The 19106-nt window shown below is 62.2% G+C and carries 20 protein-coding genes, 1 tRNA gene and 1 riboswitch; of the genes, 10 read left to right on the forward strand and 11 right to left on the reverse strand.

Translation table 11 applies throughout. The annotated features are described in order from the left end of the window. Nucleotides 1-10: 10 nt before the first annotated feature. Nucleotides 11-652, reverse strand: a complete 642-nt coding sequence (locus CLV41_RS06715) for an alpha/beta family hydrolase (protein WP_103221389.1) — start codon at nucleotides 650-652, stop codon at nucleotides 11-13. A 112-nt stretch (nucleotides 653-764) separates the two neighbouring features. Here CLV41_RS06715 and CLV41_RS06720 point away from each other — a divergent pair, with 112 nt between their 5' ends. After that, the gene (locus tag CLV41_RS06720) at nucleotides 765-1589 is read left to right on the forward strand and encodes a sterol desaturase family protein (RefSeq protein WP_103221390.1); all 825 of its coding nucleotides are present in this window, start codon (nucleotides 765-767) and stop codon (nucleotides 1587-1589) included. 44 nt (nucleotides 1590-1633) lie between these two features. Here CLV41_RS06720 and CLV41_RS06725 read toward each other — a convergent pair whose 3' ends face one another. Beyond that, on the reverse strand, nucleotides 1634-2488 hold the full coding sequence (locus CLV41_RS06725) for a transporter substrate-binding domain-containing protein (RefSeq protein ID WP_103221391.1): 855 nt from the start codon (nucleotides 2486-2488) through the stop codon (nucleotides 1634-1636). Nucleotides 2489-2824: 336 nt separating this feature from the next. Between CLV41_RS06725 and CLV41_RS06730 the strand changes: the two genes are divergently transcribed. Then, entirely contained in the window at nucleotides 2825-4444 is a 1620-nt protein-coding gene (locus CLV41_RS06730) for a GMC family oxidoreductase (protein ID WP_103221392.1), read from the forward strand. A 35-nt stretch (nucleotides 4445-4479) separates the two neighbouring features. Here CLV41_RS06730 and CLV41_RS06735 read toward each other — a convergent pair whose 3' ends face one another. After that, on the reverse strand, nucleotides 4480-4929 hold the full coding sequence (locus CLV41_RS06735; protein WP_103221393.1) for an Lrp/AsnC family transcriptional regulator: 450 nt from the start codon (nucleotides 4927-4929) through the stop codon (nucleotides 4480-4482). A 160-nt stretch (nucleotides 4930-5089) separates the two neighbouring features. On the opposite strand from CLV41_RS06735, the gene CLV41_RS06740 reads away from it, so the two are divergent. Beyond that, the gene (locus CLV41_RS06740; protein WP_103221394.1) at nucleotides 5090-5296 is read left to right on the forward strand and encodes a DUF1127 domain-containing protein; all 207 of its coding nucleotides are present in this window, start codon (nucleotides 5090-5092) and stop codon (nucleotides 5294-5296) included. Nucleotides 5297-5348: 52 nt separating this feature from the next. On the opposite strand, the gene CLV41_RS06745 is transcribed toward CLV41_RS06740, so the two are convergent. Further along, a tRNA-Gly gene (locus CLV41_RS06745) sits at nucleotides 5349-5422 on the reverse strand. A gap of 151 nt (nucleotides 5423-5573) precedes the next feature. Here CLV41_RS06745 and CLV41_RS06750 point away from each other — a divergent pair. Further along, the gene (locus tag CLV41_RS06750; RefSeq protein ID WP_103221395.1) at nucleotides 5574-6374 is read left to right on the forward strand and encodes an ion transporter; all 801 of its coding nucleotides are present in this window, start codon (nucleotides 5574-5576) and stop codon (nucleotides 6372-6374) included. A 185-nt stretch (nucleotides 6375-6559) separates the two neighbouring features. Here the strand turns inward: CLV41_RS06750 and CLV41_RS06755 are convergent, their stop codons facing one another. Further along, nucleotides 6560-7108: an IMPACT family protein gene (locus CLV41_RS06755; protein WP_103221396.1), complete on the reverse strand. Its 549-nt coding sequence runs from the start codon at nucleotides 7106-7108 to the stop codon at nucleotides 6560-6562. Between the two features lie 6 nt (nucleotides 7109-7114). Next, on the reverse strand, nucleotides 7115-8251 hold the full coding sequence (locus CLV41_RS06760) for a 2'-deoxycytidine 5'-triphosphate deaminase (protein WP_103221397.1): 1137 nt from the start codon (nucleotides 8249-8251) through the stop codon (nucleotides 7115-7117). Between the two features lie 119 nt (nucleotides 8252-8370). Beyond that, nucleotides 8371-8450, forward strand: a riboswitch (SAM riboswitch). A 43-nt stretch (nucleotides 8451-8493) separates the two neighbouring features. On the opposite strand from CLV41_RS06760, the gene CLV41_RS06765 reads away from it, so the two are divergent. After that, entirely contained in the window at nucleotides 8494-9693 is a 1200-nt protein-coding gene (locus CLV41_RS06765) for an O-succinylhomoserine sulfhydrylase (RefSeq protein ID WP_103221398.1), read from the forward strand. 109 nt (nucleotides 9694-9802) lie between these two features. Here the strand turns inward: CLV41_RS06765 and CLV41_RS06770 are convergent, their stop codons facing one another. Continuing rightward, entirely contained in the window at nucleotides 9803-10411 is a 609-nt protein-coding gene (locus CLV41_RS06770; protein ID WP_103221399.1) for a CDP-alcohol phosphatidyltransferase family protein, read from the reverse strand. 187 nt (nucleotides 10412-10598) lie between these two features. On the opposite strand from CLV41_RS06770, the gene apaG reads away from it, so the two are divergent. Continuing rightward, nucleotides 10599-11000 carry a Co2+/Mg2+ efflux protein ApaG gene (apaG, locus tag CLV41_RS06775; RefSeq protein ID WP_103221400.1) on the forward strand — a complete coding sequence of 134 codons (402 nt, stop codon included), beginning with the start codon at nucleotides 10599-10601 and terminating at the stop codon, nucleotides 10998-11000. Nucleotides 11001-11067: 67 nt separating this feature from the next. Here the strand turns inward: apaG and CLV41_RS06780 are convergent, their stop codons facing one another. The 4 genes from CLV41_RS06780 to CLV41_RS06795 form a co-directional block, all read right to left on the reverse strand. After that, nucleotides 11068-12270 (reverse strand): CaiB/BaiF CoA transferase family protein, encoded by a 1203-nt coding sequence (locus CLV41_RS06780; RefSeq protein ID WP_103221401.1) that lies wholly within the window; start codon nucleotides 12268-12270, stop codon nucleotides 11068-11070. 74 nt (nucleotides 12271-12344) lie between these two features. Beyond that, nucleotides 12345-13295: a Bug family tripartite tricarboxylate transporter substrate binding protein gene (locus CLV41_RS06785; RefSeq protein WP_103221402.1), complete on the reverse strand. Its 951-nt coding sequence runs from the start codon at nucleotides 13293-13295 to the stop codon at nucleotides 12345-12347. Nucleotide 13296: 1 nt separating this feature from the next. Beyond that, a complete protein-coding gene (locus CLV41_RS06790) occupies nucleotides 13297-14853 on the reverse strand; it encodes a tripartite tricarboxylate transporter permease (RefSeq protein WP_103221403.1) in 1557 nt (518 codons plus the stop codon). Between the two features lie 6 nt (nucleotides 14854-14859). Continuing rightward, the gene (locus CLV41_RS06795; protein WP_103221404.1) at nucleotides 14860-15303 is read right to left on the reverse strand and encodes a tripartite tricarboxylate transporter TctB family protein; all 444 of its coding nucleotides are present in this window, start codon (nucleotides 15301-15303) and stop codon (nucleotides 14860-14862) included. A 180-nt stretch (nucleotides 15304-15483) separates the two neighbouring features. Between CLV41_RS06795 and CLV41_RS06800 the strand changes: the two genes are divergently transcribed. The 4 genes from CLV41_RS06800 (at nucleotide 15484) to CLV41_RS06815 (ending at nucleotide 19078) form a co-directional block, all read left to right on the forward strand. After that, nucleotides 15484-16428 carry a LysR family transcriptional regulator gene (locus CLV41_RS06800; RefSeq protein WP_103221405.1) on the forward strand — a complete coding sequence of 315 codons (945 nt, stop codon included), beginning with the start codon at nucleotides 15484-15486 and terminating at the stop codon, nucleotides 16426-16428. 105 nt (nucleotides 16429-16533) lie between these two features. After that, a complete protein-coding gene (locus CLV41_RS06805; RefSeq protein WP_103221406.1) occupies nucleotides 16534-17448 on the forward strand; it encodes an SDR family NAD(P)-dependent oxidoreductase in 915 nt (304 codons plus the stop codon). Next, nucleotides 17448-18620: an acetyl-CoA C-acyltransferase gene (locus CLV41_RS06810; RefSeq protein WP_103221604.1), complete on the forward strand. Its 1173-nt coding sequence runs from the start codon at nucleotides 17448-17450 to the stop codon at nucleotides 18618-18620. Before CLV41_RS06805 ends, CLV41_RS06810 begins: the two co-directional genes overlap by 1 nt. Then, the gene (locus tag CLV41_RS06815; RefSeq protein WP_103221407.1) at nucleotides 18620-19078 is read left to right on the forward strand and encodes a MaoC family dehydratase; all 459 of its coding nucleotides are present in this window, start codon (nucleotides 18620-18622) and stop codon (nucleotides 19076-19078) included. The genes CLV41_RS06810 and CLV41_RS06815 overlap by 1 nt, the downstream gene beginning before the upstream one ends. Nucleotides 19079-19106 lie beyond the last annotated feature (28 nt).

Raw genomic sequence — 19106 nt, forward strand, 5'->3', positions numbered from 1 at the left:
CCCACCAGCCTCAAAGCGTTTGCGCGAAGGCGGCGGTGGCCTTGGCGGCGGCGGCGAAATTTCCCTCAAGTGTCGCAGGGGATTTGCCGCGCGGACCGAAATCGTGGCTGCCGTCTTCCAGATAGGTCAGGCTGACATATGCGGGCAGGGTAATTTCCTCCAGCTCGGCCCTGGACCCGAACGCGTCGCGGTCGCCCTGCAGGATCAGGACGGGGCGTCTGGCGTCCTCCAGCGGCGCAAGCCGCCACTCGGCCTCCGCTTTGCCGGTCGGATGAAACGGATAGCCGAAACAGCAGACACCCGCCACACGGCCGGGCAGGGACGCACCGCCGCCCAGCATGGCGGCAACGCGCCCGCCCATGGATTTGCCACCGATCAGCAGTGGACTGTCCGTTTCCTTCATCAGGGTCTGAAGCGCGGTCTGGAATTCGCCGATCAGCTTGTTCGCGCGTGGCGGCGGCTTTTTCGAACCGCCCGTGCGGCGTCCCGCCATATAGGCGAACTCGAACCGGGCCGTTGCAATCCCCTCCACCGCAAGCGCCGCCGCCAGCTTGTTCATGAAAGCGGAATCCATCGGTGCGCCGGCCCCGTGAGCCAGAAGCAGCGTTGCCGCGGGTGTCGTTTCGGGGCGGGTCCAGACAAAGGTGCTCATGATGATGTGATCTGTCGCAGAGGCAGGAGGTGTATAGAAGTCTATGCTCCCGACCTATAGAGCTGTGCCTGACCTGGCAAGCCGGTTTGCTTCGAAAGGCTGAAAGGACCGCATGTTTGACGAGATAGATATCAATCAGCTCCGCATGGCGTGTTTTGCCGGCATCTTCCTGCTGATGGCGCTGCTGGAAGCCGGTCTGCCGAGACGGCGGAGAACATCGGGCCGCCTGAAGCGCTGGCCGGCCAACTGGGGGCTTATTCTCCTCGATGCCCTTGTGGTGCGGCTGATCTTTCCGATCGGCGGCGTCGGTCTGGCGCTTCTGGTCGTGGACAAAGGCTGGGGTCTCTTCCCCCTGCTTGGCTGGTCGGGCCTGCTCGCCGGACTGCTCACCTTCCTGGCGCTCGATCTCGCGGTGTGGTTTCAGCATCTGATGTCGCACAAGATCCCGCTCTTCTGGCGGATACACCGGGTGCATCATGCCGACAGTGAAGTCGACGCGACCACGGCGCTGAGGTTCCATCCCATCGAGATCCTGCTGTCCTTCATCTGGAAGGGACTGGTGATCGCCGCTCTGGGCGGCCCGGTGGAAGCGGTGCTGATCTTCGAGATCGTGCTCAACGGTTCGGCCATCTTCAGCCACGCCAATCTGCGCATTCCATTGTGGGCGGATAGGCTGCTGCGCTACGTGATCGTGACCCCGGACATGCACCGGGTGCATCATTCCGTCTACCGTCGTGAGACGGATTCCAACTACGGCTTTTATCTTTCCTTCTGGGACCGTTTGTTCGGCACCTATGTGGATCAGCCGGAAAAAGGCCATGACGGTATGGAGATCGGGCTCGGTCCGTCGCTCACCCCGAAGGCCCATTCCTTCCTCTTCAGCCTGTCCATTCCGTTTTTCGAGAATTCGAGGCGACGGTCCACCGACAGGGATTAGGGTGTGGACTCAAACCATTTCGGTTTCATTTATGAGTCCACACCCTAGTAAAAGCTCAGCGGGAAATAGCGCAGGTATAGCTCCCGGTAGACGCCCTTCTGGTGAAGCTGGCGAAGGGCGTAGTTGAGGGCTGCGGCGCGTTCCGGATCGCTCTGTCGGGTGACGATGGCCATGCCCTGGTCGAAATAGCCGGCTTCCAGCCAGGGACCGCCCGCGAAAGCGCAACAGCCTTCGGCCGCCTCGCTCGGCAGCCAGAAGGACAGGCTGAGGCCGTCGCCGAAATGCGCATCGGCCTTTCCGCTCATGACCGCCTCGCGTGCGGCGGCTTCGCTTTCAAGGCTGAGGACATTCGCTTCGGGCCAGAAACGGGTCACGAAGGCCTCGTAGCGCGAGCCGGTTTCAACGGCGATGGCCTTGCCTGTCAGTTTCTGTTCATCGAACGTCTCTGCCTGGTCCTTCGGCACGACGAAGCGTGCGGGCAGTTTCAGATAGTCGTCGGTGAAATTCAGACGCCGCGTCGAGGGCAGGCTGCGTGAAAGGCCCGAAATGACGGCATCGCCTTCCTCTTCCTCGAGGGCCGGCAGGAGAACCTCGAAATCCTTGATCCTGAGCGAGCACGAACTGCCCAGTTCCTGGCAGAGCGCACGCGCCAGATCGACGTTGAATCCGGTCAGCCGCCCTTGCGGATCGCGGAAGACGAAGGGCGGATAGTCGTCTGTCGCCAGAAACTGGATCTTGTCGGGAATGGCGGCCGGCCGGTCGTGGACAGCCTTCGGATCCCAGAAATTCGGCACGCGGACCTGGCTGTCCTGGGCTGTTGCCGGACCGGCTGACAGGGCGGCGCAGGAAATTGCGATCACCGCACCCGCGACAAGGGGTTTGACGAGAGACCGGGACATTCGGGCGAAGGACATTCCTGAGATCACACAGCGGTCCTGCAACGGAACTGAAAAACGGCATGCCGCCATCGGCAGCCGGGGAATCGCAAGAGCAGAATATCGCGTCGCCGGCCCTTTTGTCAGCCCGGAACTTCTCGGGAAGCGCCGATGCGGTCTCGGACCGGTAAATCGGAGTGAGCGGATTTAAGCTTTTGCGCTGAATGGCGGAAGAACGGTTTTGCGGATATGCATGGGCAGGAACCGCCGCCGTCCGCCTCGGATGTGCGGGGAAATAAAGCGGGAGCATTTGGCCGGGAGGGGCCATGCTCCCGGCAGCGGAATTGGGAGCGAAACGAGATGAACGGGCCGAACGCGCTGGAGGGAACCTACGACTACGTCATCGTCGGCGCTGGCACTGCCGGCTGCGTACTGGCCAACCGCCTGACGGAGGATCCGTCCGTGCGCGTTCTTCTCCTCGAGGCCGGTGGCTCGGACAACTACCACTGGGTCCATATTCCGGTCGGCTATCTTTATTGCATCGGCAATCCGCGCACCGACTGGATGATGAAGACCGCCGCCGAGCCGGGGCTCAACGGCCGCAGCCTTGTCTATCCACGCGGCAAGGTTCTCGGCGGCTGTAGCTCCGTCAACGGCATGATCTACATGCGCGGGCAGGCGGCCGATTACGACCACTGGCGCCAGCTTGGCAATGTCGGCTGGGCCTGGGACGACGTCCTGCCCTATTTCCTGAAATCCGAAGACCATCATGCCGGTAATACCGCCATGCATGGCGGTGGTGGTGAGTGGAAGGTTGCGAAACAGCGGCTGACCTGGGAAATCCTGCGCGCGGTTCAGGAGGGTGCGAAGGAATTCGGTGTCGAACCCCGCGCGGATTTCAACGATGGCAACAATGAAGGCAGCGGCTTCTTCGAGGTCAACCAGAAGGGCGGCGTGCGCTGGAATACCGCCAAGGGCTTTCTGAGACCCGCCCTGAAGCGCCCGAACCTCAGGCTGATCACCCACGCGGAAACGACATCCATCCTGATGGAGGGCAGGCGCGCCGTCGGTGTGGCGTTCTCCCACAAGGGTAAGGACATCACGGCCAGGGCAGAGCGCGAGGTTCTGCTGGCGGCCGGTGCGATCAACTCGCCCAAGATCCTGGAGCTCTCCGGCATCGGCAATGGCGATGTTCTGGCCGCTCACGGCATCGAGCTGCGCCACGAGAGCCCCGATGTCGGCGGCAACCTGCAGGATCACCTGCAGATCCGCACTGTCTACAAGGTCCGGAACACCAAAACGCTGAACACGATGGCCAACAGCCTTTTCGGCAAGGCGGCGATCGCGCTGCAATACGGACTGACCCGCTCCGGTCCGATGGCCATGGCCCCCAGCCAGTTCGGCATGTTCACGAAATCCGACCCGTCGCTGGACCTGCCGGATCTTGAATACCACGTCCAGCCGCTCTCCACAGACAAGCTCGGCGACCCGCTGCACAGCTTTCCGGCCATCACCGTCTCGGTCTGCAATCTGCGCCCGGAAAGCAAGGGCTCCGTCCACATCCGGAGCCGGGACGTGTCGCAGCAGCCCGACATCCGGCTGAATTACCTTTCAGCCGAAAAGGACCGTCAGGTCGCGGTCACATCCGTGCGTCAGGCCCGCCGGATCATGACCGCCCGCGCCCTGGAGCGCTACCGGCCGGAAGAGATCCTGCCCGGTCCGGCGGTCGACAGCGAAGAGGATCTGCTCGCAAAGGTCGGCGACATCGCCACGACCATCTTCCACCCTGTCGGCACCTGCCGTATGGGCGTGGACGCCAATGCCGTGGTCGACCCGGAATTGCGGGTGCGCGGCCTGGAAGGCCTGCGCGTGATCGACGCGTCGGTCATGCCGAAGATCGTCTCGGGCAACACGGCCTCGCCCGTGGTGATGATCGCGGAGAAGGCTGCGGACATGATCCGGGGCAAGAGGGTGGCCTGAACCGCTGAAATTTTGTGCCATCCTTCCCGGAGAAGTCAACCCGGCTCGGGGTCGTACGACCGCAGAACGACGATGGTGTCGAAGCCCTTGATTTCATCGACGTAGAAATGCGCTTCGGTCAAGTTGGCGTAGGCTTCCATCGAGGCGCATTCCAGGATCATGACGAAGTCGGCATTGCCGGTCACGTGGTAGATCTTTTTCACTTGTGGAAGTTTCAGGAGCTTCCGCCGGAGGCCGTCAGTCAGGTCCGGCTGTCCACGGGCCAGCTCCAGCATCACCAGAAGCGTGACCAAACCGCCCGTAACTTTCGGCGAGACGATTGCGACTTCCTTTTCGATGGCGCCGATGTCCCGCAGCCTTTGTACGCGCCGCAGGCAGGCGGCGGGGGAGAGGCCGATCTTCTCCGCAAGCTGCTTGCCGGTTTGCCGGCTGTCGATGCTGAGAAGGTTCAAAAGATGACGGTCAAACTCGTCAAGATGGTCCATGTCATGCACAACCTGTATTGCTTCAATTACGGCTGCGCGAATATTTATCACAAGTATTGAACAGAATGCGAAATTATCGCAATTACGCGAGAAATTTGCGCACTGGGCGCGTAAATGACTCGTAAACTTGCTTCATCGCAATTCGAATGGAGCAAGCAAGATGACCGACTTTTCCGTTACCATCCCGATTGTTCAGCCGCAGCGCTCAGGCCTGTTCACTCGCTTCATCAGCGACCTGCTGCGCCGGTTGCGTCATCGGCGGGACATGAAAATACTGTCCGAAATGCCGGACTACCTGCTGGACGACATCGGTCTCTCGCGCACCGATTTGCCCGGGCCGGACCGCGTCGGCGAAACACTGCGCTGAGCCTGAGAAGGGAGTGTTCGGTTGGCTGTTTTGTCGGTCGGACAGAAAAATCTGGAGCGGGTGAGGGGAATCGAACCCCCGTCTTAAGCTTGGGAAGCTTCTGCTCTACCATTGAGCTACACCCGCCGAGATCTTCAAGCTTTCTGCGCTGAGTTGCCGATACTGTCAAGCGGGCTTTTTAGTCTGGCAGGATCTTGCACGGCGGCGCCGGAATTGCCATCTTCCGCCCGGCGCATCGGCGCGGAATTCAGGTTCGGTCACAGTCCAGGGCGGGTAAATGCGAAATCGGGTCAGGGCGCTTGTCGCCTCGCGGAATTGGGAATACGGCATCGTCGCCATCATCGTTCTGAACGCGGTGACGCTCGGGCTCGAAACAAGCTCTTCCGTGATGGCGGAAATGGGAGGGCTGCTGGTCTTCCTGGACAGCTTTATCCTCGGCATTTTCGTGATCGAGCTTGCCTTGCGGCTCTATGCCCACGGCCTGAAATTCTTCAGGGACCCGTGGAGCGTTTTTGATTTCACCATCGTCGCCATCGCGCTGATGCCGGCCAGCGGGGCGTTTGCCGTTCTCCGGTCCCTGCGTATCCTCAGGGCGTTGCGCCTCATTTCGGTCGTGCCGTCCCTGCGCCGTGTCATCGGCGGCCTCGTCGCCGCGCTCCCCGGCATGGGGTCGATCATGGTGCTGATGGCGCTGGTGTTTTACGTCTTTGCCGTGATGGCGACCAAGCTCTATGGCGAGGCGTTTCCGGACTGGTTCGGCAATATCGGCCGCTCGCTCTACACGCTCTTCCAGATAATGACGCTGGAAAGCTGGTCCATGGGCATCGTGCGGCCGGTGATGGAGGCGTTCCCCTGGTCCTGGCTGTTCTTCGTGCCCTTCATTCTGTGTACCGCCTTCACGGTGCTGAACCTTTTCATCGGCATCATCGTCTCGGCCATGCAGGAAGAGCATGACGCCGAGGCGGACGCCAACCGCCAGGCCATCCATGACGATACGGGACTGATCCTGGCAGAGGTCAGGGCACTCAGGGACGAGGTGAAGGTCTTGCGAAATGAAGTGGGCAAAGCGAAGGGGTGAATGAACCGTGTGGGGTGGGGGCTTTCCTGAAGCCTTTCAGCGGGCAGCTCCCCTCCCCCTTGTGGGGAGGGGTTGGGGGTGGGGGTTCTGTCCTGGCGTTGAGACCTCGACCAATTTACCGCTTCGCGGTTCACCCCATCCCTGACCCTTCCCCACAAGGGGGAAGGGAGCCCGTGAGCAACAGTCTAAAGCTCCGCCAGCGCATCCTCCGGACCTTCGACCGTCAGCGTCACACCGTCCTCGGTGAAGTCGCGCGAGACCACGCTCAGCCCCAGGTGTTCGATCCTGCGTTCGAGCTCGGAGCCTGAAGCGAAATCGGCGCTGATCCGTCTGGTCAATATCTTCTGGAAGGTCACCAGCTGCGCGTTGTTGATCGCGTCCTGCGCGGCTCCCGAATAGGCACGGGCGAGGCCGCCGCCGCCAAGTTTCGTTCCGCCGAAATAGCGCACGATCAGGACGGCGCAGTTGATCAGCTCCGCGCCCTGCAGCACCCGCAGCGTCGGCATGCCGGAGGTGCCTGCCGGTTCGCCATCGTCCTTGCCGCTTTCCTCGATGCGGTCGTCTTCCAGCAGGCGCCGGTGCGCGGTGACGATATGCGCCGCTTTCCTGTGTTCCTTGCGCAGCTCTTCAAGGCGCTGTTCGAAGCGGTCCACCGGAACGAGATGCGCCAGAAAACGGGATTTCCGGTCTTCCAGAAAGCCTTCGAATTCGCGGTGGATCGTCTTGAGGGCCATGGGAACTCAGGCGGGCATCCTGAAATGCTTGGAAAGCTTCAGCGCCTGGCCCTGGTAGTTGGAGCCGATGCCCTCGCCGTAAAGCCGCTCGGGCCGTTCCGCCATATGCTCGTAGACCAGACGGCCGATGGTCTGGCCGTGCTCGACAATAAAGGGCACGTCGTGGGAGCGGACTTCCAGAACCGCCCGCGATCCGACACCGCCGGCACCCACATGGCCGAAACCCGGGTCGAAGAAGCCGGCGTAATGCACGCGAAATTCGCCGACCAGCGGATCGAAGGGCACCATCTCGGCGGCATAATCGGGCGGCACATGCACCGCTTCCTGGCTGACCAGGATATAGAACGCATCGGGATCGAGGATCAGCTCCGCCGTGTGGCGGCGATAGATCGGCTCCCAGAAATCGAGCGGGTCGTGCGCGCCTACCTTGTCGACATCGATCAGGCCGGAATGCTGTTTGGCGCGGTAGCCGATCAGGCTGCCGGGACCCTCGCCCTCAAGATCGATGGAGAGCTGGACACCGTTGCCGATGCGCTCGTTGCCACCGCTCATCAGCGTATGGGTCTTGTGAACTTCTTCCAGCTCGCTGTCCGCGATAAGCGAATGCCCGCGCCGGAAACGGATCTGGCTGAGCCGGGAGCCGGTGCGCACCAGGATCGGAAAGGTGAGGGGAGAAATCTCCGCGTAAAGCGGACCGGTATAGCCGGACGGCACCGTGTCGAAGGCAAGCCCGTTGTCTGTGATCACGCGGGTGAAGACGTCGAGCCTGCCGGTGGAGCTCTTCGGGTTGGCGGTCGCGGAAATATCGCCTGCCAGCGCCAGGCTTTCCTGCAAGGGCACGATATAGACGCAGCCGGTTTCCAGCACCGCGCCAACCGCAAGGTCCACGGTGTGCAGCTTGAGCTGTTCCAGGCGGTCGGCAACCCTGATCCGGGGGCCCGGCAGGAAGCTGGCGCGCACGCGGTAGGCGACCGTGCCGAGGCGCAGGTCGAGGCTGGCCGGCTGCACCTGACCGCTGACGGGTGGCTCGGGCGCGGAAATCTCGCCGGAGGCGAACATGGCGTGAATGACGCGCTCGGGCAAAATGCCCTCCGCTGAAAGAGAAGCGCTTCCGTTCAAGGCCTGACCCGTTGTCACGTTCATTTAGGTGTCCCGCATGGTCTTCTTCCTACCGTCCTTAACGGATGCGGCGGCCCGCGCCAACAGGCTTTCTGGTTCTTTGTCGAAGGAGATTGACCCGGAAGCCGTTTTCGCCTAGGACAGATGCACTTCGTGGTGATTTGGGCCGGCCGGCTTGCAGCCACGTTAAATAAGTTGCTAAATAGGCCGGAGGTGCAAACCCCGGTCTTTTGGCTGGGGTTTTTTGCATTTGGAGCGGACTGAAGATGACTGAGAACACCAAGACCGGAAACAACACCTGGCGCCCGGCAACCACACTGGTTCACGGCGGCACCATGCGGTCACCCTTCGGTGAGACTTCGGAAGCCCTCTATCTGACCCAGGGCTTCGTCTATAGCGACGCGGAAGCCGCCGAAGCGCGCTTCAACGGCGAAGATCCGGGTTACGTCTATTCCCGCTATGCCAATCCGACCGTCTCCATGTTCGAGGACCGCCTCAAGGCGCTGGAAGGGGCGGAAGCCGCGCGAGGCACCGCCAGCGGAATGGCCGCCGTCACCCTGGCGCTGATGGCCGCCGTCAAGGCGGGCGACCATGTGATCGCCGCCAAGGCGCTGTTCGGCTCCTGCCGCTATATCTGCGAAACGCTGCTGCCGCGCTTCGGTGTCGAAAGCACGCTGGTGGACGGAACGGATATCGCGCAATGGAAAGCCGCGGTCCGGCCGAACACCAGGGCACTGTTTCTGGAAAGCCCGACAAACCCGACGCTGGAGATCATCGACATCGCCGCCGTGGCGGAGATCGCGAAAGAGGCCGGCGCCCGCCTGATCGTCGACAATGTCTTCGCGACACCGATGTACCAGTCGCCGCTGCAGCTCGGCGCCGATGTGGTCGTCTATTCCGCGACCAAGCATATTGACGGCCAGGGCCGCTGTCTCGGCGGTGTCGTGCTTTCCGACGAGGAGTGGATCACCGAGGAGGTGATGCCTTTCGTCAAGCATACCGGCCCGCATATGAGCCCGTTCAGCGCCTGGGTGCTGCTGAAGGGACTGGAAACCCTGCCGATCCGCGTTGCCCGCCAGAGCGAAAGCGCCGCGCAGATCGCCGATTTCCTTGCCGGCAAGCCCAAGGTGAAACAGCTGATTTATCCGGGCCGGGACGATCACCCGCAGGCGGACGTGGCCAGACGCCAGATGCGTGGCGGCTCCACCATGCTCGCGCTGGAGATCGAAGGCGGCAAGGAAGCGGCCTTCCGCTTCACCAACGCGCTTGAGATCGTCAGGATTTCCAACAATCTGGGCGACGCGAAAAGCCTCATCACCCATCCGGCGACCACGACCCATCAGTCGATCGGCGAGGAGGCCCGCGCCGAACTCGGCATCAATGACGGCATCCTGCGCCTGTCGGTCGGCCTGGAAGATCCGCAGGATCTGCTGGAGGATGTCGAGAAGGCCTTGAACGCCGTTTAGAGCGTGTTGCGTTTAAGCGGATTCATGGATTTAGGAAGACGCCCGAGGCAGCGTTTGCATTGCAAATGCGTTCGGGCGATTTCCTGAATTCAATTTAACGCGACACACTCTAGGTCCGCAGCGCCTTCACGCCGATCAACACGCGTGCGGCCGCGGAAACGAAGCAGACGACCGCGAAACTCCAGGCCAGAACCGCGAACCAGCCGGGCAGGAGCGCCATCAGCAGGAACAGTGCGATGGTCTCCGTGCCTTCGGCCAGACCGCCGAGATAATAAAGCGATTTCGACCCTTGAGCGCCGGTGCTCAGGCCTTTCCGCTCCGCCATGATGGCAAAGGCCAGAAAGGCGGAGCCATTGGCGTAAAAGCTTGTCAGCAGAGCCGCCGCGGCGAGCGCGTTGCCGGCGGGATCGTTGATGGCGAATGCGAGCGGGATCGCGCCGTAAAAGAAAAAATCCAGCGTGATGTCGAGATAGCCGCCAAGGTCGGTTTTTCGTGTCGCCCGGGCGATCGCACCGTCCAGACCGTCGGCGAGCCGGTTGAGCGCAATGAGCAAAAATCCAGCCAGAAAGGCACCTGACGCGATTGCGGCGGCGGCCGTCAATCCGACCGCGAACCCGGCCAGCGTCATGGCGTTCGCGCCGATCCCGGTAGCGGCAAGCATCCGGCCCATCCGGTTCAGCGGTGGGTCGATCAGGGGGCGCAAACGGGCATCGAGCATCAAGGGAGCACTTTTTTAGAGATTATCAGCGGGTTTCATGCAGAATTCACTCGAAAATCGCAAGTTGGTGTCTTTCACGCTTGCGTCATTCGCCCTATAAGCCCCTTCATATTTAAGGGCTTAGCCCCAGGCTCAGGACTTGTTTCCGGAAAGGGTCCTGCCTGACATTAACCCAAAGGGAACAATCGTGTCTGGCAGTTACAGCGCCACTACCGAAGGGATCGAAGTTTCGGTCGAACCGTTTTATCTGGACGATGAATCGAAGCCGGATGAGAGCGAGTTTATCTGGGCCTATATGGTGGAGATCCACAATGGCGGCACCCAATCGGTGCAGCTCAAGACGCGCTATTGGCAGATCACCGACGCCATGGGCCGAAAGGCGGAAGTTCAAGGTGACGGGGTCATCGGCGAGCAGCCGGTGATCGAGCCCGGCGAGACCTTTGAATATTCCTCCCATTGCCCGCTGAGCACCGATTCCGGCATCATGGCGGGCACCTATTCCATGGAACGCCCGGACGGAACCCTGTTCGACGTCACGATCCCGGCCTTTTCCCTCGATCTGCCGGATGCCATACACAGCCTGAACTGAGCGGAAGCCGTCTCGGCCATCGGTGGCTCCCGGTCCTCACGCAAACCCGATCAGACCATCAGATTATTCAGAGAACACCGGCCGCACGCAGAGCGGCGATGCGCTCGAGCGGGATGCCGCATGCGGACAGAACCTCGTCCGTATCGGCCCCGAGTGCCGGCGGCGGCGTGAGCGGGGCCGGTGCGCTGCCGTTTGCCTGAAAGCTGAGGCTCGGCACATGGATCGGCCGGTCGCTGTCCGCGATCTTCATGACATGCAGGAGCCCGCGCGCACGGATATGGTCCTCATCCAGGATTTCATCGAGCGTGCGGACACGTCCGGCGGGAACATCGAAACGGGCGAGCAGGTCCTCCCATTCGGCGGCGCCCCGGGTGACAAAGATCGCATTGAGCTCGCTACGCAGATCGGCGGCGTTCTTCCCCCGCGCTTCAGAGGTTTTCCAGCGCGGGTCGGTGGAAATATCGGCCCGGTTCAACGCGTCGCACAGTTGCCGGAACTGGCGGTCGTTGTTCGCCGCGAGCATCAAGGTGCCCTCGGCGGTCTCGAAAGCGCCGGAGGAGGGGCTGGCGCTCCAGGCTTCGTTGCCGTTCTGCGCCGGGACCCAGCCGGTCGTCAGATGTTGCGTCATCAGCGACGCCATGAGCAGCAGCGCGGTATCCAGCATCGCGACATCGATCTGCACCGCCTCCGAGGTGCGCTGGACCTCCATCAGGCCGGCCATGACCGCCATCGCCGCGTTCATGCCGGTTGCGTAATCGACGTAAGGTGCGCCGACCTTGGTCGGACCGTTGCCGGGCATTCCGGTGGTCTGCATGATCCCGCACATCCCCTGGATGATATGGTCATAGGCGGGACGCGGACTGAAAGGACCGGATTGCCCGAATGCGGAAATCGAGCAGTAGACGATGGCCGGATTGGCCGCGCGCACCGCGGCGAAATCCAGTCCCAGCCGGTTTGCCACGCCGGGTTTGAAATTCTCCAGAAAGACGTCCGCGCCGGCGGCAAGCTCCAGCACAAGGGCGCGGCCCTCGGGTTTTTTCAGATCGATGGTGACGGATTTCTTCGCCCCGTTCTGGGTGAGGTAGTTCACCGCCATTTTTTGCCGGGCAAGGTCCTGATCCGGTCCGCCGCTGCGCGTCCAGTCACCCTCGCCGGGCTTTTCGATCTTGATGACCTCGGCCCCCATCAGCGCAAGCAGGTAGGTGGCATATGGGCCGGCGAGGACCTGGCTCAGATCGATGACGCGCTTGCCCTTGAGCGGCTGGAACATAGGGGCCTCTGACATGGAGTGATGGGAAGGGCGGGCCGGATCGCCGGCCCGCGCAAATGTGCTCAGTTGAAGCTTCAGTTTTTCAGGATTTTCTTGTGTTTTTCATAGGTGGCATCGATCTCGGCGTAAGCTTCGTCGACACCCAGATACATGATCGGGATGTTCGCGCTCTCCGTGATTTTCACAAAGTTCTCATCGGTCTCAGCTGCCTTGAGTGCTGCGGCCAGCTTGTCCAGAATGTCACGCGGCGTGCCCTTGGGCAGGAACAGCGTGGTACGCGAATCCATGCCGAGCGGAAAGCCGTCCTCCTCGATCGTGGCGACGTCCGGAGCCGAGGGCTGGCGGAAGGTGGTCAGCGCCGAGATGGTCTTGAGCTCGTCCGGGTTGCGGAAGTGGATGCCGCCGGAAAAGGCCAGTTCCACTTGCCGGCCCAGGAGGGCGTTCAGCATTTCGCCGCCGCTTTTCAGCGGTACGATATTGACATCCAGCCCTTCCTTTTCCGCGATGGCATTGATGTACATGCGCGCTTCCGGGCTGAGAGCGCCGTAGCTGGAACCCGGATGTTCCCTGGCCCAGGCGATATATTCCGGCAGCGTGTCGAACGGCGCGTCCTTGTGGGTCGCAAGGCCCACCTGGTAGGCCGTGATCATGCCCGCATATTCAAAGTCGTCCGGCTTGAAATTCACACGTTCAATGATGAACGGCGCGGAATTGACCACCGAATCCGAGTGGAACAGGATGGTCTGGCCGTCCGGAGCCGCCTTGAGCAACTGGTGCGCGGCGAGGGAACCGCCCGCACCGGGCATGTTGACCACATTGATCGGTTCGCCGAGTTCGCCGGACATGACCTGCGCGGCCGCGCGGGCCACAAGGTCGGTCTGCCCGCCGGCGCCGTAGCCCACAAGCATGGTGATCGGGCCGGACGGATAGCCGTCCGCCGCTTGAACCGGCGGAAGCCCGCCGGCAGCCGTCATGGCAAGTCCGAGCGCTGCGCCCAGCAGTCCGCGTTTGGTGAAATTCATCATATTACGATCCTCCCTTGGAATTTCGAGCGATGTCCGTTTCTGGTGTCGATCCGCGCTCGCCCGGCGCGCAGTGTGTTTGCGGGCGTTTCCACCACCCGATCCACCACAGGGTCGCCGCCGTCAGCACAAGGAAGACGATGGCGATCGGGTGGTGCAGTAAATTGACGGTGTTGTGGTCGAGCAGCTGGATGGATTGCCGGAAGCTGAATTCCAGCTTGGGACCGATCACGAAACCGATGAGAAAGGTGACGAAGGAAAAGTCGAGCTTGCGTGCGAGATACCCGAAAGCCGTGAAAAACAGCATCACGTAGATCGAAAAGATGCTGCTTGTCTCCATATAGGCGCCAACGCAGCACAAGAGCAGGACGCCCGGTATGATGAGGCGCATCGGCACAAGAATGATCTTCGCGAAAAGCCCCTGGCAGGTGTAGCCGATGATCAGCATGACGAGGCTGGCAAAGAGCATCGCCGCATAGACATCGGCCACCAGCCGCGGCTGCTGCTGGAACATCAGGGGACCTGGCGTCAGCCCGTGCAGGATGAACGCGGCGATCAGGATGGCGGCGATCACGCTGCCTGGAATGCCGAGCGCGAACAGGGGCACAAGACTTGAGGGCACGACGGCGTTGTCGGCGCTTTCGGCCGCGGCGACGCCTTCGATCATGCCGGTTCCGAATTTTTCCGGCGTCCTGGAAAGACGCCGGGTCATGCCGTAGGAAAGGAACGAACCGACACTGGCGCCGAGGCCGGGAAGGATGCCGATGAGGGAGCCGATCAGCGTGCCGCGCGCGATGACCGGGGCACAGCGCCGCCACTCGGCCCGTGTCACGCTCCGGTCCTCGGGCTTGCTGCTTTGGGCAAGGGCCTCGGTTTCGGTGTCGAGCTTCTTCAGATTGCCCGCCTGGATCATCATTTCCGCGACCGCCAGCATCCCGATGGCCATCGGAACCAGCGAAATACCGTCATCCAGTTCGAGAAGACCGAATGTCAGGCGGGGGATGAAGGTTTCCCCTTCAATGCCGATGGTTGCGAAAAAGATACCGAAAGCGGCGGCGATCAGACCCTTGAGCATCGATCCGCCCGACAATCCGCCGATAAAGGTCAGGGAAAACAGCAGGATCGCGGTGAGTTCGACCGGCCCGATCAGCAGTGCGTAGCGGGCGAGCGGCGCGGCAAGCACGATCAGGATCAGCGTGGATACGAAATCCCCGATCACCGAGGCGAAGAGGCCCATCTTGAGGGCCTTTTGAGCCTTGCCCTGGCGCGCGAGCGGATATCCGTCAAGCGCCGTCGGCGCGGAGGACGGTTCGCCGGGCGTATTGAGCAGGATCGCCGAGACGGCACTTCCGGCGGCGCTCCCCTTGGCGATGCCGATCAGCATGCCAAGGGCGGCAACGGGCGACAGGTAGAAGGTCAACGGGATGGCAACGGCCACACCGGTGGCTTTGCCAAGGCCGGGGATCGCCCCCAGAACGTAGCCTATGGTAACGCCCGCCGCGACCCAGAACATCGTCGCCGGGTTGAGCACGTCCACAAATCCGAGAGCCAGATATTCCATGCTGCCTCACACGATCGCGGTGCCGAGCACCTTGTAGAAGAGTAGCCAGAGCGCGGTCAGCAGCAGCACGGGCATGCCGGCCAGCATGACCGGCCGCCGTTCGCCCAGAAGCAGAAGCCCACCGAAAACCAGCGCAAATCCCGCAGGCAGCGGGCCGATGAGCAGATAGAGGGCGATCACGGCAGCGAAGAGCCCGCCGATCCGCAGCACCACGCGCAGGTCGGCAAGGGTGAGCGGAGAGGGGTCGGTCGCGCCATTCGCGGATTTCAGGTTGGTGACGATGAGGACCACGGACATCGCGGCGATCGCGATCATCATCAGGTTGGGAACGAGCCGCGTGGAGATCATGCCCTTCGGCGCGGGATCGATCTGCCATGGAATGATGACAAACAGCATCACCAGGCTGAACACGGTAAGCACCGCGCCGGATATGACGTTCGCTCGTCTCATGTATCCTCCCTTGAGTTCCGCGGCCCTCCCGCCGCCAGGGCGACAGGTTTTCCGGAAACTCTCTCCACCGTTGCAGGAACCTCCGACCTGACACGGCAGACTTTTCTATTGCAAACAGCTAGACATGCTTATGTTAAAGCAAATAGACCCAGTATTCTTTGAATGTGATAGAAATTTCTTATGAGCTATTCGCCGCAGCATTTCGACCGCCTCCGCCTCCGGCATCTACGTCTGCTGGCTCTGATCGACCGTCACGGGTCGTTGCGGGAAGTGGGCAAGGTGCTGAACCTGACCCAGCCCGCGGTTTCGCAGATGGTCAAGGATCTCGAGCTGGCTCTGGGCGTAACCCTGATCGACCGTTCGGTGCGCGGCGTGACCTTGTGCCCTGCCGGAAGACTGGCCCTGGAGCGGGCGCGGGCGGGCCTGGCGACATTCGACCATCTGGTCAGCGAGTTGCACGAGGATCAGGTCCTGACCTTGCGTATCGGCACAAATTCCGCGCTGGTGCCGAACATTCTTCCGGCCGCATTGCGGCGGCTTGGATCGACGAAGGAAACCATCCGCTACCGGCTGCGCACCGGCATCGTCAGCGACATGATGCACGAGCTGGCCGAGGGAACGCTGGATTGCTACGTGGGACGGGTCGACTGGGAATGGGTCCCGCACAATGTGGTCGAGGCACTGCGTTACGATCCCTTGACACGGACCGAATTGGTGCTGGCATGCCCGCTCACCCATCCGCTGGCCGGCAATTCAGCCATGGAAGCCGGGGACCTGGCCGGACAACGCTGGGCCTTGCCACCGCACGATTCCAGCAATCGGCTCGCGCTGGAAACCGGTCTGCGCAACCTCGGTCTGGGAGCGCCGGTCGCGGAGGTGGAGGTGGCTGCGGACCCTTCCGCGCTGATCCACCTGGCGCGCGAGCTGGATCTGCTCACCTGCGTTCCGATGGTGGCGCTCGAGACGCATCTCGCGTCCCGGGAGTTTCAGGTTCTCAACGTGCCGGACTTGGCCTTGCCGCCAATCCAGATAGGCTTCGTGACATTGAAGGAACAGGCGGAAATTCCACCTTTGCAGGCCTTTCGCCAGGCCCTGATCGACGTGACCGTAAGTGGATGGCGATAAAAATTCTTTATCACATTGAAGAAATATTCGACTGTTTGTTTGAAGCCTGAAGGGTCTAAATGCGCAGTGTGCCGCTCGGGCTCATGGAAAATACGGGAGGATTTCGTGGTCATTGATCTCACTGACAAGGTAGCCATCGTCACCGGTGCGGGCCGGGGACTGGGACGCGAACACGCACTTGCGCTGGCGGCGCGCGGGGCGCGGGTGGTCGTCAATGATATCGGCGGGGCCATGGACGGTGCCGGCGCCAGTGAGGACGCCGCCGCCGCGGTGGTGCGCGAAATCGAGGCGGCGGGCGGTGTGGCGATGGCCAATACGGCCTCCGTGACCGACTACCCTCAGATCGAGGCAATGGTCGGCGACGCCACGGACCGCTGGGGCGGGGTGGACATCCTTGTCGCCAATGCGGGCATCCTGCGCGACAAGACCTTCGCCAAGATGGATCTTGCCGATTTCCGCGCGGTTCTCGACGTTCACGTAATGGGTACGGTGCATTGCGCGAAGGCGGTCTGGGAAGGCATGCGGGCGCGTAACTACGGCCGCCTCATCTTCACCAGTTCCTGCAGCGGTCTTTACGGGGGCTTCGGGCAGTCGAATTACGGCGCCGCCAAGATGGCGATTGTCGGGCTGATGAACACGCTCGCGCTGGAAGGCGCCAAATATGGAATACGCGTCAACTGCCTCGCACCGAGCGCGGGCACGCGGATGCTCGAAGGGCTAATGCCCGAGGCCATGCTCGAAGCGCTCGACCCGAAATTCGTCAGCCCGGCCGTGGTGGCGCTCGCCTCCGCCGATGCGCCTTCGAAGACCATTCTGTGCGCAGGAGCCGGAAGCTTCGAGGCGGCACAGATCACCTTGACCCAGGGTGTGTATCTGGGGGGCGGCGAAGGCGTTGCCGAAGCTATCCTGAAAAACATCGACAAGCTGACGGATGCCGAAGGCCAGATGGTGCCGGGAGACAATACGGCTCAGGCAAGCCATGAGTTGCGGCTCGCGGGATTTGCCGGGGAGACCGCATGATGCGGGACGCCGTCATCGTTTCGACCGCGCGCACACCGATCGGCAAGGCCTATCGCGGCGCATTCAACGTCACGCCTGCTCCGACGCTTGCCGCGCACGCGATCCGCGCCGCGGTCGGACGCGCCGGACTGGAGGGCGGGGAGATCGACGATTGCCTGATCGGCTCCGCGCTGCCGCAGGGTTTTCAGCATACCATCGGGCGCACCGCCGCCATGCGCGCCGGGTTGCCGGACAGCGTGCCGGGCATGACGCTCGACCGGCAGTGTTCTTCCGGCTTGATGGCAATCGCGACAGCGGCGAAACAGATTGTCGTCGACCGGATGGATGTGGTTCTGGCCGGTGGCGTGGAATCGATTTCAACCGTGCAGACCGAAGCGCTGCGGGTCGATATGGACGCCGGGCTTGTCGCCATGCAGGCCGACATGTTCATGCCGATGATCGATACAGCCGAGGTGGTGGCCAGGCGTTACGGAATTGACCGGGACCGTCAGGATGCCTACGCGCTCCAGTCACAGCAGCGCACGGCCGCCGCGCAGGAGGCAGGCCGTTTCGACGACGAGGTTATCCCGGTCAGCGCGGTCATGGAACATATCGACAGGCAAAGCGGCGCGCGCACGTCCCGTGAAGTGGAACTGAGCCGCGATGAAGGCAACCGGCCGCAGACGACGCTGGAAGGGCTCTCCGGGCTCAATCCGGTTCGCGAGGGCGGCGTGATAACGGCGGGCAATGCTAGCCAGTTGTCGGATGGTGCGTCGGCTTCGGTGCTGATGGAAGCGCGCGTGGCCGAGGCGCGCGGGCTGGCGCCCCTGGGGCGCTATGTCGGTATGGCCGTTGCGGGCACCAGCCCGGACGAAATGGGAATCGGACCGGTTTTCGCCGTGCCGTTGCTGCTCAAGCGCTTCGGCCTGAAAATGGACGATATCGATCTGTGGGAGCTGAACGAGGCCTTTGCCGTTCAGGTAATCTACTGCCGGGACCAACTGGGCATTCCAGACGATCGGCTCAACGTGAACGGCGGCGCGATTTCCATCGGTCATCCTTACGGCATGTCCGGCGCCAGAATGGTCGGTAACGTCTTGATCGAAGGCCGCCGGCGCGGCGCGCGTTATGTCGTGGTGACCATGTGTGTCGGCGGTGGCATGGGGGCGGCCGGCCTCTTCGAGGTGCTGTGATGACCGCGAACCGCTACGACCTGAAAACGCTTGCCGCCGCGGCCGGCTCCGACATCGGGACGTCTGGCTGGCACGCAGTCGACCAGATCCGCATCGACGCCTTCGCGCGCATTACAGATGACGGCCAGTATATCCATACCGATCCGGAAGCGGCCGCGCGGACACCGTTCGGGGGCACGATTGCCCACGGCTATCTGGTGCTGTCGCTTCTGTCTTCGATGTATCACGAGGTGATCGGCGAAATCGCCGGAACCTCGATGGCGATGAATTACGGTTTCGACTCTGTCCGCTTCCTTGCGCCCGTGCGGGCGGGCAAACGGGTTCGCGGCCGGTTCGCTTTGAAGGATCTGTCGGCACGTGGTGAAGCCCAGTCGAAACTGACCTTCTCCGTCACCGTTGAGATCGAGGGGGAAGACAAGCCCGCGCTGGCCGCGGACTGGATCGTGCTCGTTCAATAGCGCCGGTGGGGGCTATGTTCAGATTTTC

The organism is Roseibium marinum, assembly GCF_002906165.1.
In the GTDB taxonomy this organism is placed as follows: domain Bacteria; phylum Pseudomonadota; class Alphaproteobacteria; order Rhizobiales; family Stappiaceae; genus Roseibium; species Roseibium marinum.